The 14964-nt window shown below is 64.1% G+C and carries 16 protein-coding genes; 12 read left to right on the top strand and 4 right to left on the bottom strand.

The features are described from left to right. Positions 1–163 precede the first annotated feature (163 nt). The gene (locus AD670_RS30210) at positions 164–463 is read right to left on the bottom strand and encodes a hypothetical protein (protein WP_053140815.1); all 300 of its coding nucleotides are present in this window, start codon (positions 461–463) and stop codon (positions 164–166) included. Positions 464–679: 216 nt separating this feature from the next. Here AD670_RS30210 and AD670_RS30205 point away from each other — a divergent pair, with 216 nt between their 5' ends. Genes AD670_RS30205 through AD670_RS30195 form a run of 3 tightly spaced genes read left to right on the top strand, consistent with a single transcriptional unit; the run spans position 680 to position 2830 of the window. Beyond that, positions 680–1324 (top strand): secretin and TonB N-terminal domain-containing protein, encoded by a 645-nt coding sequence (locus AD670_RS30205; RefSeq protein WP_053140812.1) that lies wholly within the window; start codon positions 680–682, stop codon positions 1322–1324. Next, a complete protein-coding gene (locus AD670_RS30200) occupies positions 1321–1866 on the top strand; it encodes an RNA polymerase sigma factor (RefSeq protein ID WP_027607555.1) in 546 nt (181 codons plus the stop codon). The genes AD670_RS30205 and AD670_RS30200 overlap by 4 nt, the downstream gene beginning before the upstream one ends. A gap of 37 nt (positions 1867–1903) precedes the next feature. Then, a complete protein-coding gene (locus AD670_RS30195; protein ID WP_053140809.1) occupies positions 1904–2830 on the top strand; it encodes a FecR domain-containing protein in 927 nt (308 codons plus the stop codon). 124 nt (positions 2831–2954) lie between these two features. Here AD670_RS30195 and AD670_RS30190 read toward each other — a convergent pair whose 3' ends face one another. Both AD670_RS30190 and gspH read right to left on the bottom strand, forming a co-directional pair. After that, a complete protein-coding gene (locus AD670_RS30190) occupies positions 2955–3566 on the bottom strand; it encodes a type II secretion system protein GspJ (protein WP_053140807.1) in 612 nt (203 codons plus the stop codon). Beyond that, entirely contained in the window at positions 3563–4015 is a 453-nt protein-coding gene (gene gspH, locus AD670_RS30185) for a type II secretion system minor pseudopilin GspH (RefSeq protein WP_053140804.1), read from the bottom strand. The genes AD670_RS30190 and gspH overlap by 4 nt, the downstream gene beginning before the upstream one ends. 93 nt (positions 4016–4108) lie before the next feature. Between gspH and AD670_RS30180 the strand changes: the two genes are divergently transcribed. Then, positions 4109–4540: a type II secretion system protein N gene (locus AD670_RS30180; protein WP_053140801.1), complete on the top strand. Its 432-nt coding sequence runs from the start codon at positions 4109–4111 to the stop codon at positions 4538–4540. On the opposite strand, the gene gspI is transcribed toward AD670_RS30180, so the two are convergent. Next, positions 4527–4892 (bottom strand): type II secretion system minor pseudopilin GspI, encoded by a 366-nt coding sequence (gspI, locus tag AD670_RS30175; RefSeq protein WP_053140798.1) that lies wholly within the window; start codon positions 4890–4892, stop codon positions 4527–4529. The genes AD670_RS30180 and gspI overlap by 14 nt on opposite strands. A 148-nt stretch (positions 4893–5040) precedes the next feature. On the opposite strand from gspI, the gene gspG reads away from it, so the two are divergent. The 8 genes from gspG (at position 5041) to AD670_RS30130 (ending at position 14859) form a co-directional block, all read left to right on the top strand. Beyond that, positions 5041–5490, top strand: coding sequence for a type II secretion system major pseudopilin GspG (gene gspG, locus AD670_RS30170; RefSeq protein ID WP_053140795.1), 450 nt, complete (start codon positions 5041–5043; stop codon positions 5488–5490). Positions 5491–5498: 8 nt separating this feature from the next. Beyond that, positions 5499–6377: a type II secretion system minor pseudopilin GspK gene (gene gspK / locus AD670_RS30165; RefSeq protein ID WP_156338355.1), complete on the top strand. Its 879-nt coding sequence runs from the start codon at positions 5499–5501 to the stop codon at positions 6375–6377. Then, positions 6374–7444 (top strand): type II secretion system protein GspL, encoded by a 1071-nt coding sequence (gene gspL / locus AD670_RS30160; RefSeq protein WP_053140792.1) that lies wholly within the window; start codon positions 6374–6376, stop codon positions 7442–7444. Before gspK ends, gspL begins: the two co-directional genes overlap by 4 nt. Next, entirely contained in the window at positions 7437–7949 is a 513-nt protein-coding gene (gene gspM / locus AD670_RS30155) for a type II secretion system protein GspM (protein WP_053140788.1), read from the top strand. The genes gspL and gspM overlap by 8 nt, the downstream gene beginning before the upstream one ends. Further along, positions 7946–10267, top strand: coding sequence for a type II secretion system secretin GspD (gene gspD / locus AD670_RS30150; RefSeq protein WP_053140785.1), 2322 nt, complete (start codon positions 7946–7948; stop codon positions 10265–10267). The genes gspM and gspD overlap by 4 nt, the downstream gene beginning before the upstream one ends. A gap of 352 nt (positions 10268–10619) precedes the next feature. Next, on the top strand, positions 10620–12038 hold the full coding sequence (gene gspE, locus AD670_RS30145; RefSeq protein WP_053140782.1) for a type II secretion system ATPase GspE: 1419 nt from the start codon (positions 10620–10622) through the stop codon (positions 12036–12038). Beyond that, positions 12038–13249 carry a type II secretion system inner membrane protein GspF gene (gene gspF, locus AD670_RS30140; RefSeq protein ID WP_027607539.1) on the top strand — a complete coding sequence of 404 codons (1212 nt, stop codon included), beginning with the start codon at positions 12038–12040 and terminating at the stop codon, positions 13247–13249. Before gspE ends, gspF begins: the two co-directional genes overlap by 1 nt. A gap of 407 nt (positions 13250–13656) precedes the next feature. Then, complete coding sequence (locus AD670_RS30130; protein WP_053140777.1) at positions 13657–14859, top strand: substrate-binding domain-containing protein; 1203 nt, start codon at positions 13657–13659, stop codon at positions 14857–14859. Positions 14860–14964 lie beyond the last annotated feature (105 nt).

Genomic DNA, 14964 nt, shown 5'->3' with positions numbered 1-14964 from the left:
AAGCCCGCTCGCCACAACAGCCCTATCTGCCGCGCGTTCAGCGTTGAGCCAACGTTATGTAGATACCTCTGCCCCCCTAGCAGCACAGTCACAGCATCATTGACTGACCCACCGCCATCGGGGGCAATCCCCTCCCACATTGGTTCTGTGTTGCTCAAACAGTTCAAGGCCGCTGCGGCTTCACCGAGGTGCCGAACGTGTTGCCCATGCGCACGCTGGTCGCCGCCGGGGTGGCCAGGCCGAGCTTGTTGGGCTGGCGCTTGTCCACGGCAATGCCTTGCGCCTCGCGGTTTTTCTGCGCGGCTTTGGCGGCATTGGTGTCGTTGCCCATCTGCTGGCTCAGGCAGCCATAGTCGGGCGCCTTGTAGCCATCCACCGAGACGTCGGCGCAGTTTTCGGCGTGGGCGTGCAAGGGTAGGGCCGCGCACAGCAACAGGCTGGCGAGGATCGGTAAGCGCTTCATCGAGGCCTCCTGGCGGGCCCGAAGGAATGGGCCGGTAGGTGAGCAAGTCTAGTGCAGCGGGCCTCTCGTCACCGTGATGTTTTTTTTGCTATCACCGTAACATCAGGTTCATAAACTGGCCTCAGGATGACGGTTTTCTAGGGCGCGTCGGCCGTGCAGCGATGCAGAGCAGGGGGTGAACAGGGGGCCTGGAGGCGCGCCGTATGCGCCCTGGTCTTGCTGTTGCTGCTGGCCGGTGGTCGCGTCGCGCAGGCTGAGTCACCGCAGCTGCTGTTGAACCTGCCGGCGCAAGACCTGGAACACGCCCTGCAAGCGTACAGCCGCGCCACCGGAATGGCGGTGCTGGTCGACCGCGAACTGACGCGGGGCCGGCGTTCCATCAGTGTGCGCGGGCGTTTTACGGCGCAGGAGGCTCTGGCGATGTTGCTGACGGGGAGTGGCCTGATGGCGCGTTATGCGCGCAGTGATGCGTTCACCTTGCAGTTGCCCGCGGTCAGCCAGCCGCCTGCGACCCGTGGTGCGGCGGCACGCAACGCCGCGCGGATTAACAACAGCTACGCCACGGCCTTGCAGCAGGCCATCGAGACCAGCCTGTGCCGCTCGCCGCTGACCCGGCCCGGCAGTTTCCGCGCGCTGGTGCAGGTGTGGGTCAACCCGCAAGGGCTGATCGAACACAGTCGGTTGGTCAGCTCCACCGGCGATGAACAACGCGATGAAGCACTGGTACGCAATCTGGGAGCCACGCGGGTCGAACGCCCGGCGCCGAGCTCGCTGCGCCAACCGGTGACTTTACTTTTGATGCCCGACACAACAGGAATGCGCATGGAATGCACAGCAGCAAACGGAGCCTGGGGCGGATGAAAAATACCGGGCACAGCACGATGGTCGGTTTGTTCCTGGCCTCCTACGACGACTTCAAGGTGCGTTTGCGCAAGCGCCTGGGTTCGGAGGACCTGGCCAACGATGTGCTGCACGAAACCTACCTACGGGTCGACCGCATGGAAGTGCCGCCCAACCTGGCGCAACCCAATGCCTACCTGTACCGCATGGCCCTGAACATCGCCGCCGACCGCCGCCAGGCCGACGCGCGCCTGCTCACCGGCAGCGAGGTCGAAGAACTGCTGCAAAGCGCCGACGAAGCCCAGGACCCGTCACGGGTGGTGGGCGGCCAGAAAGAAATCCAGTCCCTGGTCAAGGCGCTCTACGAACTGCCGGCACGCCGCCGCAAGATCCTCATCGCCGCCCGCCTGGAAGAGGCGCCGCACCTGGAAATCTCCCAGCGTTTCGGCATTTCCACGCGCATGGTCGAGAAGGAAATCAAGGCCGCCCTGGGCCACTGCGCCAAGCGTTTGGAAAGAAAAGTGATCCAGCGGTTCGGTCCCGGGGCCGGAAAACCGTCTTAGAGTCGAGTCCCTGATAAAACCGTGAGTATTTGCCCGCTTGAACATTTTTAGCCTCTCCGCCGCCCGGCACTCCGCCGCCAGCCCCCTGCACGATGAAGCCCGCGACTGGCTGCTCGTGCTGACCTCGGGCCGCGCCACCGTGGCCGATGCCAAGGCGCTCAAAGCCTGGTGTGCGCAAAGCCCCGAGCACGCCCAGGCGTTCGAGCAGGCCAAGGCGATGTGGCAGCAGTTGGCACCGGCGCTTGAGCAGGTATCGCAACCGCGCAGTTTCGGCCGCCGTGCATTCCTGGGCGGCGCGATTGCCGCATCGGCCGCTGTGGTGATGGTGCAGGTCGGCTCCCCCGGTGGTTTTGCCGGCCTCACGGCGGACTATCGCACCGAAGTCGGCGAACAACGCCAAGTGTTGTTGAGTAACGGGGTCAGCCTGGAACTCAATACCCAAACGCGCGTGAGCCAAGTGGGGCAGGGCCTTGAATTGCTTGAAGGCGAAGTCGAAGTGATCTCCCATTCCGCACAGCCGCTCAAGGTGCTGGCGGGGGAAGGCTGGGTGAGTGCGGCGCAGGCACGTTTCAATCTGCGCAACACCGACCGCACGGTGTGCGTGACCTGTATCGAGGGATGGTTGTCGGTGGACGTTGCCGGGCGCAGCGTGCGCCTGGAGAGCGGCCGGCAACTGAGCTACGACGCGGCCGGCATGGGCGAACCGGTGGTGGTGGACACCCAGGCGGTCGTGGCCTGGCGCGAACAGGTCCTGGTCTTCAACAACGCCACCCTGGCCACGGTGGTAGACGAGATCAACCGCTACCGGCCGGGGATGCTGGTGCTGCTCAACAAGGAACTCGGCCAACGGCGCGTACAGGCACGGTTCAGCCTGCAGCAGTTGGCGGGGGTGGCGTTGTTGATTCGGGATGCGTATGGGGCCAAGTGCACGGAGTTGCCGGGTGGGGTGGTGTTGTTGAGTTAGGTGTTGTTGTGCCGAGTCTTGCATAAGCAATTTCAGTCGACCGCTCGCCACAGAGGTTCCAGTTTGCTGCGCGACATCGCTACGTTGAAGAGGTAGTGGGACCTCCCACATTCAACGCCAAAGACTAGCGCAAAGGCCCCACCACCTGCCGATACTTCTCCACCCCCTGCGGCGTCTCCCGCACCAAACTGATCTCCAGCCCCAACGGATCCTCACGCCGATTCCCGCTCAACTGCCGCCAGCCCTTATCCTTCTCCCACACCCGCACCTGCAGATCACTGACCCCGCTCAACACGACCACACCATCCTTTGCCGCCGGCAGCGGATAGCGGTCGCGCGCGGGTGCCGCAGCGCGATACAAACTGTCGCCCTTGAGCCACCAGCGCACCCGTTGCAGGCCATCGCCGTCGAGGGGTGCGCTGCGAATGATGTCCAGCCGAAACCCTTTGCTGTCGGAACTGCGCACCGTCACCGCCGCCAGCCCATCGACTTTTTCCGCACTGTTCTTTGAAGGATCCGGGACGTTCAGTTCGACGCTGGCGCGCAGGCTGATGTCGCGCTGCATCTGGTTCAGGGCGCGCAGCAGCACTTCGGTCTGTTCGCTGCTCGCCTGCAGGTGCTGGTCGGCGCGGGTGACGCTGTCCAGACCGCGCCAGGCGATTACGCTGACCACGGCCATGAGCATGATCGCCACCATCACTTCGATCAGGGTGAAGCCTTGCTCGGATCGGTTCATGGCTGGCTCACCACGCGCATCAGGCCGGCGGCGTCGCGTTGCAGGCTGAGGCTGTGTTGGCCATCGGACAACACCACTCGCAACGGCGGCTTGATCCATTCGGCGTCGAGCACCAGGGTTTGCCGGGGTTCGATGTTGATGTGCATCGGCGTGCTTTCCCATAGGCGTGGACGCAGTTGGCTGTCGTCCTGGAAGGCCTCGACGCCGTTGCCAGCGTCGTTGCGGCGGTTGAAGCGAAAGCCCTTGGCGTCGGCGCGCCAGGTGATCGGTCGGCCATCGGCACGCGCTTCCGCCTGGGCCACTTGCAGCAGTTGGCTCAGGCGCTCGGCGTCCTTGCGCAGCAAGTGCAGTGGGTCGGGCTTGATGGTCAGGCTGATGGCGGCGCTGGCGATGCCGATGATCACCAGCACCACCATCAACTCGATCAGGGTAAAGCCTTGCTGTTTCATCGGTAGGCGCCTCAAAAGCTGGTGAGCTTGTGAAATAAAAACGTGCGAATTGGCCTGTAGGCTGATGCCATGGACAAACAGGAGGTCCTTCCCATGGCATTTACTCTGCGTTTCTCACCGGTGCACGGCGTGCAAATCGTGGCGTTGCTGGCGGCGTTGGCCGGTGTGGCGGTCTGGACGCCGCTGCTGCTGACGTCCGCCGAGTCCCATACGCCCCAGGCCGCGCCCCAGGTGCTGGCAGCGCGCAGCGATAACCCGGCGCTGCAATGGTTTTCCAACGCGCCGACGGCGTTGCAGGTCAAGGTCTCTGGCGTGCTGGCCGGGGCGCGCGGTGCGGTGGCGATCCTCAGTCTCAACGACGGCCCGCCGCGCAGTTTCCTGTTGGGCGAGCGCCTCAGCCCCGGCGTGCGGCTCACGGCCATCGAAGGCGACGGGGTCGAGATCGAACGCGGCGGCGAGAAGCTGCGCGTCAACCTCGACAAATTGCCCGATGGGCCGGCCTTGCCGCGACTCACTCGGCCCTGACCTGTGTCTCCACGCGGGCCAGCGGCGGCGCCTCGCGGCTGGCGTCCCGCACCTGCACGTTGACTTGAAACAGGCGGCCATCGCGACTGATGGTCTGCTCGCACCGCAGTTTCAAGCGCCCCTGGTCACAGCTGAAGGTCTTTGTGCCGTCGCGCAAATGCCCCTCCAGGCGTAACTCCGCCAGGCGACTCTGCGCCGCCAGCAACGCCATGGATTTATCCCGCAGCAAGCCGTTGCTCTGGGTCATCAACCCCGCCACGCGGATGGCAGCGGCCATCGCCACGGCGATGATCGCCAGCGCCACGAGCACCTCGATCAGGGTAAAACCTTGCTCCTTGCGACGGCCGTACATGGGGTTCTCAAAGCCGGGAAACAGGCCCGCAGACTAGCGCCGGCAGTTGACCGATTGGCGACCGAAACTCCCGAGGATTTTCAATACGACTGACATGTGTTCTTGCAACACTGCGCCACGAAATGTACCCAAGCCAAGGAATGTCGAGATGGATATCGCGCGCCTAACATCCCCATTGCCAGGCCCTCGCGGCCAGCGTGGCTTCACCTTGATCGAGATCATGGTGGTGGTGGTCATCCTCGGGATCCTCGCGGCGATGGTGGTCCCCAAGGTCCTCGATCGCCCGGACCAGGCACGGGCCACCGCCGCGAAACAGGACATCGGTGGGTTGATGCAGGCGTTGAAGCTGTATCGCCTCGACCACGGCACTTACCCGAGCATGAACCAGGGCCTGAAAGTGCTGGTGGAACGCCCGGCAGATGCCAAGAACAGCAACTGGCGCGCCTACCTCGAGCGCTTGCCCAACGACCCCTGGGGCCATCCTTATCACTACCTCAATCCGGGGGCCAACGGTGAGGTCGATGTGTTCTCCCTGGGGGCCGATGGCCAACCGGATGGCGATGGCGTCAATGCCGATATCGGCTCCTGGCAGTTGTAAGGCGCGCCATGAAAGGGTATTCGCCCCCAGCGGCGAAGCAGCGCGGCATGGCGATTATCAGTGCCTTGCTGATCGCGGCGGTGGTGGCGGTGATCGCCGGCGGCATGCTCACGCGCCAGACCGTATTCACCCGCAGCCTGGAAGCCGAACAGTCGCGCGTGCAGGGCCAATGGCTGTTGCTCGGTGGCCTTGAACGCAGCCGGCAGATGCTCTGGGAAGCGCGCCAGAAGGACGTGCTGACCCGCCTTGACCAGCCCTGGGCGCGGGCCCAGGCCGGCGTATTCGAGGGGCGGATTGACGATGAACAGGGCAAGTTCAACCTGCGCAACCTGGTTAACCGCCAGCAGCCCGATGCCGAGCAATTGCAGAGTTTCGAGCGCCTGTGCCGCACCCTGGGCGTGGCCCCGGCCGTGAGCCGGCGCATCAGCCAACGGGTGATCGCGTCCTATGAACAGAAGGGGTTGCCCGCCAAATACCCGATGCTGCGCAGCCTCGACGACCTGAGTGGCCTCGAAGGCCTGACCCCTGAGGTGTTGCAGCGCCTGCAGGCGTACGTCAGCGTGCTGCCCGGCAATACCTGGGTCAACGGCAACACCGCGAGTGCCGAAGTGCTCAGCGCGGTGGTGCCGCAGCTCAGCCTGTCCCAGGCCCATGGGCTGGTGGCCGAGCGCGACAACGGGCATTGGTTTATCAACCGTGGGGATTTCGTCAACCGTCTGCACTTGCCCCAGGTCGAGTTGGAATCGGTGCAGGTGGGCATCACCAGCGAGTGGTTTCGTTTGCAGGGCCAGGCGCGGCGCGAGCGCCGTCGGGTGACGATTGATGCGTTGCTGCACCGCCCCGAAGACCGTGAACCCAAGGTGATCTGGTCGCGGGTGGGCGTATGAAACGCTTGCGCATTGCCTTGCCGCCGCTGGATCAGATCAGCGCGCAAAGCCAGGTGAAATTTGCCTGGCTCGACCGTGGCGTGGTGGTGTCCGAAGGGCAGGAAAGCCTGGCGCAATTGGGCAAGAGCCGGCAGGTGGTGGACTGCTTTCTGCACCCGCGCGACAGCCTGCTCACCAGCCTTGAACTGCCGCCATTGGCCGCAGCAAAAACCCAGGCGGCGGTGGCCTGTGCGGCCCAGGCACTGATCCTCGGTCCAGTGGAACAGATGCAGGTGGCCCACGGCCCGCGCGAAAGCGATGGGCGTGTGCAGGTGGGCTGGGTGCCCAAGACTGGGTTGGAGCGGTTGGGCCAGGTATTGGCCCAGGTGCAGCTCAAACTGCGCGGCCTGTACCCGGCGCCCTATGCCTTGCCGGTGGGGGCGGCGGCGTTGGACGACGGCTATCTGTTGACCCGCGACAGCCTGCAACAGGGCGCTGTGCACCCACTGGGGTTGCAGGCGCTCGACGTGCCGCTGGTGGCAGAGGCGCAGCGTTGGAGCGGCGCGGTGCCTGGCTGGGGCTTGCATGCTCGCCTCGGTCAAGCCTCCGGCGCTGGATGGGGCAGGGCGCTGGCTTGTGTGGTGCTGGCCGCTGCCATCTGGACCGTCGGCCTCAACCTCTACGCCGCCCGCCAGGTGGACGAAGGCCAACGGCTCAAGGCGTTGATGAGCCAACAGGTGCGCCAGGCGTTTCCGCAATTACCGGTGGTGCTCAACCCCTTGCAGCAGGCCCGTCAACAGTTGGCCGCGCGCCAGAGCGGCGCGGCTGCCGATTCGGGTCAACGCTTCAGCAGCCTGCTGCAACTGGCGGGCAGCAACCTGCCTTTTATGGTGGGCAGCGTCGACAACCTGAACTTTGAGCAGGGCATCCTGCACCTGGGACTGCTCGCCGACAGTCGTAACCCGGCGGCCGAGGGCGAGTGGCAGGCGGCGTTGGCCCAGGCCGGTTTTGCGGCCACGCGCGATGAGCATGGCTGGAGCATCGGCCCGGCGCAGGCCACGGAAAAACCGGAGGCCGGCGATGAATAGGTGGCTGCGACTGCGCACTCAGGCCCAGGTGTTCTGGAGCGGCCTGGCCCTGCGTGAGAAACGCTTGCTGATCGGCGCCGGGCTGGTGTTGGCGAGCCTGCTGACCTGGCTGGTGCTGGTGCAGCCAGCATTGAAAAAGATCGATTACTGGCAGGCCGAAACCCCCAAGCTGCGCGCCCAGGCCGAAGCCTTGCAGGTGCTGTTGCAGGATGTCGCCGCACCGCGCCAGGCCGACGAAGCGGCTTTGCGCCAGGCCCTGGACGGTGCCGGCCTGCAAGGGCATTACCAGTTGCAGGTGCTGGAGGCCGGCGGTTGGCGCCTGACCTTCGACAACGCCCCGGCCGACGCCGTGGTGGGCTGGCTGCTGGGCAATCCCCGTTCATTTTCCCTGGAGGTGTCCGAGGCGCGTTTGCAACGTGCTGCGGATGCCGTCGATAACTCGGCCGGCACTGTGTCCGGGACCGTTCGCATGGATCAGGCGCTTGGCGCTAAGGAAGCTTCATGAAGTGGTCAGTCCTCCCTTTTCGCAAGGCCGCGCCGTTGCTGTTGCTGGCCCTGAGTGCGTGCAGCAGCCCGTCAACCACGCCGTTACTGGTGGACAGTGAACTTGGCCAACCCCTGGCCGACACCCGTCGCAGCGGCGACACCGTGCTGGATCGCCAACGCGAGCCGGCCCCCAAGCCTGCCGTACAACACCGGGTCACCAACAGTGCCCGAGGCCAGGCTCCTGCGCCCGTCAAGGCGCGTAACCCGCTGGGCGACCAGCCGGTGCAGCTCAACTTCGTCGATGCCGATATCCAGGCGGTGGTGCGCGCGCTGTCCCGTGCCACCGGCCAGCAATTCCTGGTGGACCCGCGGGTAAAAGGCAACCTCACCCTGGTCAGCGAAGGCCAGGTACCGGCGCATCAGGCCTACGACATGCTGCTGGCGGCGCTGCGCATGCAGGGCTTCAGCGTGGTGGATGTGGGCGGCGTGGCCCAGGTGGTGCCGGAGGCCGATGCCAAGTTGCTCGGCGGGCCGATCTACAGCGCCGGCAGCAGCGGCATGCAGACCCGCACCTTCCGCCTGCAATATGAAAACGCGGTGAACCTGATCCCGGTGCTGCGCCCCATCGTGTCGCCGAACAACCCGATCAACGCCTACCCCGGCAACAACAGCATCGTCATCACTGACTATGCGGAAAACCTCGCGCGGGTCGCGCAGATCATCAGTGGTATCGACACCCCCAGCGCAATCGACACCGACGTGGTGCAGATTCAAAACGGGATCGCCGTGGACATCGCGGCCATGGTCGCCGAACTGCTGGAAACCCAGGGCGCCGACCAGACCCAGAAGATCAATGTGGTCGGCGACCCGCGCTCCAATTCGATCATCATCCGTTCCGGCAGCCCCGAGCGTACGGAGCTGGCGCGCAACCTCATCTACAAGCTCGACAATGCCCAGAGCAACCCCAGCAATATGCACGTGGTGTACCTGCGCAACGCCCAGGCCGCCAAGCTGGCCCAGTCGCTGCGCGGGCTGCTCACCGGTGAGAGCGATTCGGGCGTGAGCGACGAGGCACGTGGCAAGCTCAGTGCCATGGGCGGCAATAGCAAGAACAGCCAGGGCACGAGCAACGCCCAAAACAGCAGCGGCACACCCACCGGCAGTGGCGTGCAGTCGGGCTATGGGCAAACCACCGGCTCCAGCGACAGCACCAGCAGCGGCAACACCGCCAACGAGCAGGACACCGCGTTCAGCGCCGGCGGGGTGACCATCCAGGCCGACGCCACCACCAACACCTTGCTGATCTCCGCGCCGGACCCGCTGTACCGCAACCTGCGCGAAGTGATCGACATGCTCGATCAACGCCGCGCCCAGGTGGTGATCGAAAGCCTGATCGTGGAAGTGGGCGAGGACGATGCCACCGAGTTCGGCGTGCAATGGCAGGCCGGCAACCTGGCGGGCCGAGGTGGCTTCGGCGGGGTGAACCTGGGCGGCAGCGGTGTCGTGGGCACGCCGACCAGTCCCACCAGTATTGATGTGCTGCCCAAGGGCCTGAATATCGGCGTGGTCAATGGCACTGTGGATATTCCGGGGATCGGCAAGGTGCTCGACCTCAAGGTGCTGGCCCGTGCCTTGAAGAGCAAGGGCGGCACCAATGTGCTGTCGACGCCGAACCTGCTGACCCTGGACAACGAAGCCGCGAGCATTTTTGTCGGGCAGACCATTCCGTTTGTCACCGGCAGCTATGTGACCGGTGGCGGTGGCACCAGCAATAACCCGTTCCAGACCGTGCAGCGTGAAGAAGTGGGGCTCAAGCTGAACGTGCGCCCGCAGATCTCCGAAGGCGGCACGGTGAAACTGGATATCTACCAGGAAGTCAGCAGCGTGGATTCCCGGGCCTCGGTGGCAGCGGGCACGGTGACCAACAAGCGCGCGATCGACACCAGCATCCTGCTGGATGACGGGCAGATCATGGTGCTGGGCGGGCTGTTGCAGGATGGCTATAGCCAGAGCAATGACGCGGTGCCGTGGCTGTCGGATATTCCGGGGTTGGGGGCGTTGTTTCGCAATGAGAAGCGCAGTGTGAGCAAGACCAACCTGATGGTGTTTTTGCGGCCTTACATCATTCGCGACAGTGGCGCGGGGCGCAGTATTACCTTGAACCGCTATGAGTTTATGCGCCGGGCGCAGAGTGGGTTGCAGCCGGAACACAGCTGGGCGATGCCGGATGTACAGGCGCCGCAACTGCCGGCGGTGGAGAAGGCGATTCCGGGCGGGCAGCAGCAGGGGCCGAGGGCGGTGATTCGGGCGGTGCCGGTTTCTGGGGGGCGACCGTGAACATTTTGACCGTGTACATATCCATTCCTGCGGTAACGGCCACCTATGGTTCCGCTCTTACAGCGGGTCACTTTTGGAAGGACCCAAAAGTAACCAAAAGGTCCTCGCCCCACCACTCGGCACCTCGCCTAGGCTCGGTGTGCCCGAACGCAGGCTTGAATCCGTGGGCCGCCGTCATGGGCCGTCCCTGGCCCAGGACGGCTAACCCGGCGTCCTGCCGGGTTACCCACGGATTCAAGCCTGCGTCCGGCCAGCGTGGTTTTACGGGGCGCCGAAGATCAAGATCAAAAGCGGCTCGCTTCGCATCGTGGGTACGTTGTTTTGTGACCGCGCTCGGTCAGGAAGATGTCTTGTGAGCCTTCTCCCTTACGCCTGGGCCAAATCCCAACGCATCCTCCTGCGCCCCGGCGAGGACGGCATGCTGCTCACCGTCTGCCCCTCGACCCCCGGCTGGTCGATCAGCGAAGTGCAGCGCCAGTTCGGCCAGTCGCGGGTTGAGCAGATACGCGATGACGAACTCGACGGCCTGCTGGCCAGTGCCTACGCCGACACCGGCAGCGCCGCCGCTGTGGTGGGTGCGGCGGAAAACGAAGTCGACCTCGACCGCCTGATGCAGGACATGCCCGAGATCACCGACCTGCTCGACACCCAGGACGGTGCGCCGGTAATCCGCATGATCAACGCCTTGCTCACCCAGGCAGCGCGGGACGAGGCCAGTGATATTCACATTGAGCCGTATGAAACCCACTCCGTGGTGCGTTACCGCGTCGACGGCACCCTGCGGGATGTGGTGTCGCCGCGCAAGGCGCTGCATGGTGCGTTGGTGTCGCGGATCAAGATCATGGCCCAGCTCGACATCGCCGAAAAACGCTTGCCCCAGGACGGGCGTATCGCCCTGCGCGTGGCCGGGCGACCCATCGACATTCGTGTGTCGACGGTGCCCACCGGGCATGGCGAGCGCGTGGTGATGCGCTTGCTCGACAAGCAAGCCGGGCGTTTGCAGCTGGAGACCCTGGGTATGGAGCCGCAGTTGCTCGCGCGCCTCGACACCTTGATCCGCCAGCCCCACGGCATTGTGCTGGTCACCGGGCCCACGGGCAGCGGCAAGACCACCAGCCTGTACGCGGCGTTGGCACGGCTGGATGCGAGCACCAGCAATATCCTCACCGTGGAAGACCCGGTGGAATACGACCTGCCGGGCATCAGCCAGATCCAGGTCAACGCCAAGATCGACATGACCTTCGGCCTGGCGCTGCGGGCGATCCTGCGCCAGGACCCGGACATCATCATGATCGGTGAAATCCGCGACCTGGAGACCGCGCAAATCGCGGTGCAGGCTTCTCTCACCGGACATTTGGTACTCGCTACATTGCACACCAACGATGCGGTGTCGGCGGTCAACCGCCTGATCGATATGGGCGTCGAACCGTTCCTGTTGGCCTCGTCATTATTGGGGGTCCTGGCGCAACGCCTCGTGCGCCGTCTGTGCCCGCATTGCAAACAGGAAGACCCGGCCGCGCCCGGCACCTGGCGTCCGGTGGGCTGCGCGCAGTGCAACCAGATCGGCTACAGCGGGCGGACCGGGATCCATGAATTGTTTTGCGTCGACGACGAGGTGCGCAGCCTGATCCACCAGGGCGCGGGCGAGCAGGATCTGCGCGTGGCGGCGCGCCGTGCGGGGATGTTCAGCATGCGTGAAGACGGCGAGCGCTGGGTACGCAGCGGCGCCACCGCACCCGAAGAGATCCTGCGCGTGACACGGGACGCCTGATGAATCGCTATCGCTATGAAGCCGCCGATGCCAGCGGCAAAGTCGAGGCCGGGCACCTGGAGGCCGACAGCCAGAGCGGAGCGTTTGCGGTGCTGCGCAGCCGTGGTTTGACCGCGCTGCTGGTGCAGGTCGAGGGCGGTCAGCAAAGCGCCGCTGGCAGCAGCCTGTTCAGCGCCAAACTGTCGGACAACGACCTGGCCTGGGCCACGCGGCAACTGGCGAGTCTGCTCGGCGCCAGCCTGCCCTTGGAGGCGGCGCTGAGTGCCACGGTGGAACAGGCAGAGAAAAAACACATCGCCCAGACCCTGGCTGCCGTGCGCGCCGATGTACGCGGCGGCATGCGTTTGGCGGATGCGTTAGCGGCACGGCCACGGGATTTTCCGTCGATCTACCGCGCACTGATCGCGGCGGGGGAGGAGTCCGGTGACCTGGCCCAGGTGATGGAACGCCTGGCCGACTACATCGAGGAACGCAACAACCTGCGCGGCAAGATCCTCACCGCGTTTATCTACCCCGGTGTGGTGGGGCTGGTGTCGATCGGCATCGTGATTTTCCTGCTCAGCTACGTGGTGCCCCAGGTGGTCAGCGCGTTTTCCCAGGCGCGCCAGGACCTGCCGGGGCTGACCCTGGCGATGCTCAACGCCAGCGACTTTATCCGCGCCTGGGGCTGGCTGTGTTTCGGCGGCATCGTCGGTGGCTTTTGGGGCTGGCGCCTGTACCTGCGCAACCCGGTGGCGCGCCTGAACTGGCACAGCCGCGTGCTGCGCCTGCCGCTGATCGGGCGCTTCGTGCTGGGCCTGAACACCGCGCGCTTCGCCTCGACCCTGGCGATTCTCGGCGGTGCCGGCGTGCCGCTGCTGCGGGCGCTGGAAGCGGCGCGGCAAACCCTGTCCAACGAGCGCCTGAGCCAGTGCGTCAACGATGCCACGGCCAAAGTGCGCGAAGGGGTCAACCTGGCCCCGGCACTGGCGGTGGAAAAAGTCTTCCCGCCGGTGCTGATCCACCTGATCGCCAGCGGCGAAAAAACCGGCTCGCTGCCACCGATGCTGGAGCGGGCGGCGCAGACCTTGTCACGGGATATTGAACGGCGGGCCATGGGCATGACGGCGTTGCTGGAGCCGCTGATGATTGTGGTAATGGGCGCGGTGGTGCTGGTGATCGTGATGGCCGTGCTGTTGCCGATCATCGAGATCAACCAACTGGTGACCTGAACACACCAAAAAAACAATGTGGGAGGGGGCTTTCTCCCACATTGGACCCTGTCTGTTCAGTTCATTTTGGGGCGGGCCGGTATCGCCAGACCCCAACCTCGGGTTCCTCATTCCGTCACATCCAGGCCCCGCGCCACAGCCCGCGCCGCCTTGACGAAACCCACGCTGAAACCTCGCTGTCACCTGCCGCCAAACCGCTCAAAACCATGACCAAAACACCCGAGAATCTTTTTAAAATCAAGCCCTTCCTCCCGAGGTTTTTTCCTATAACCGTCATCGGAAACTGCGACTTTCTCTCCATGGTTTTCACCCCCGGCCACCCCCGCAACATGGCTTGGGACCGAAGCCATGGCGTCATGCAAGAGCCATCTACCCCAACGTACAAACACGACGAAAGGAGATTCTTCATGTTTAAGCGCAACGTTCTCGCGGTATCCATGACCCTCGCTGCACTGTGCTCGGCACAGGCTGCATTCGCTGACGTAAACGGCGGCGGCGCTACTCTGCCGCAGCCGCTGTACCAGACTGCCGGCGTCCTGACTGCTGGTTTCGCCCCTTACATCGGTGTGGGCAGCGGCAACGGCAAGGCAGCTTTCCTGAACAACGATTACACCAAGTTCGTGGCCGGTGTGACTAACAAGAACGTGCACTGGGCAGGTAGCGATTCCAAACTGTCGGCAGCCGAGCTGCTGGCTTACAAAACCAACAAGCAACCTACCTGGGGCAAATTGATCCAGGTACCTTCGGTGGCTACGTCGGTTGCCATTCCGTTCAACAAGACCGGCACCGCCGCGGTTAACCTGACAATTCCTCAACTGTGTGGCGTGTTCTCCGGTCGTTTGACCAACTGGAGCCAGATCACCGGTGCTGGCCGTACTGGCCCGATCACCGTGGTTTACCGTGACGAGTCGAGCGGCACCACCGAGTTGTTCACGCGCTTCCTCAATGCCAAGTGCACTGAAGCCAAGACATTCGCTGTGACCACTACCTTCAAAGACAGCTACGGTTTCGTGGCCGGCGTCAGCGCCGGTACCCTGCCTGCCGGCGCTGTACCTGCTACCACCAGCCAAGGTGTGATGACTGCACTGAACGCTGCCCAAGGTCGTATCACCTACATGAGCCCGGATTACGCCGCGACTACTTTGGCCGGTCTGGATGACGCCACCAAAGTCGCCAAGGTTGCCGGTGTTTCGCCTGCGCCTGCCAACGTGTCGGCCGCTATCGGTCAGATCCCTGCACCGACTGAAGCCCGTGCTGACGGCTCGTTCATCGACGCCACCAACCAGGACAACTGGGTGCCGGTATTCGCTGCCACGGCGAGCGGCCCAGCGACTTTCGCTTACCCATCCACCGGCTACCCGATCCTGGGCTTCACTAACCTGATCTTCAGCCAGTGCTACGCCAACGCAGCGCAGACCACCCAAGTACAGGATTTCTTCCTGCAACACTTCGGTGAGTTCAATAACAACGACGCTGCCATCAGCGCCAACCGCTTCGTACCACTGCCAACCAACTGGAAACAAGCGATCACCGACACCTTCGCTACCGTTTCCAGCGCGCAAGGCATCGGCAACACCAGCGTCTGCAACGGCATCGGTCGTCCGCTGTAACCCAAGCGTTCAACGACCCGCAACACCTGATCAGCAACGGCCTGTGCCGTTGCTGATTTTTTTGCATTAGCAGTCGTATGTGAACTTTGCATGACAGAAGTTCAG

The sequence above is a fragment of the Pseudomonas sp. MIACH genome (assembly GCF_001269925.1).
GTDB lineage: Bacteria > Pseudomonadota > Gammaproteobacteria > Pseudomonadales > Pseudomonadaceae > Aquipseudomonas.
Note: the sequence above shows the minus strand (reverse complement) of the source record. Positions and strands in the feature narration are given on the sequence as shown.

Excerpts from the sequence above, each read along its gene's own strand:
- AD670_RS30210 (WP_053140815.1), bottom strand. The coding sequence starts at position 463 with ATGAAGCGCTTACCGATCCTCGCCAGCCTGTTGCTGTGCGCGGCCCTA.
- AD670_RS30200 (WP_027607555.1), top strand. The coding sequence starts at position 1,321 with ATGAAAAATACCGGGCACAGCACGATGGTCGGTTTGTTCCTGGCCTCC.
- AD670_RS30190 (WP_053140807.1), bottom strand. The coding sequence starts at position 3,566 with ATGAACCGATCCGAGCAAGGCTTCACCCTGATCGAAGTGATGGTGGCG.
- gspH (WP_053140804.1), bottom strand. The coding sequence starts at position 4,015 with ATGAAACAGCAAGGCTTTACCCTGATCGAGTTGATGGTGGTGCTGGTG.
- AD670_RS30180 (WP_053140801.1), top strand. The coding sequence starts at position 4,109 with ATGGCATTTACTCTGCGTTTCTCACCGGTGCACGGCGTGCAAATCGTG.
- gspI (WP_053140798.1), bottom strand. The coding sequence starts at position 4,892 with ATGTACGGCCGTCGCAAGGAGCAAGGTTTTACCCTGATCGAGGTGCTC.
- gspG (WP_053140795.1), top strand. The coding sequence starts at position 5,041 with ATGGATATCGCGCGCCTAACATCCCCATTGCCAGGCCCTCGCGGCCAG.
- gspK (WP_156338355.1), top strand. The coding sequence starts at position 5,499 with ATGAAAGGGTATTCGCCCCCAGCGGCGAAGCAGCGCGGCATGGCGATT.
- gspL (WP_053140792.1), top strand. The coding sequence starts at position 6,374 with ATGAAACGCTTGCGCATTGCCTTGCCGCCGCTGGATCAGATCAGCGCG.
- gspM (WP_053140788.1), top strand. The coding sequence starts at position 7,437 with ATGAATAGGTGGCTGCGACTGCGCACTCAGGCCCAGGTGTTCTGGAGC.
- gspD (WP_053140785.1), top strand. The coding sequence starts at position 7,946 with ATGAAGTGGTCAGTCCTCCCTTTTCGCAAGGCCGCGCCGTTGCTGTTG.
- gspF (WP_027607539.1), top strand. The coding sequence starts at position 12,038 with ATGAATCGCTATCGCTATGAAGCCGCCGATGCCAGCGGCAAAGTCGAG.
- AD670_RS30130 (WP_053140777.1), top strand. The coding sequence starts at position 13,657 with ATGTTTAAGCGCAACGTTCTCGCGGTATCCATGACCCTCGCTGCACTG.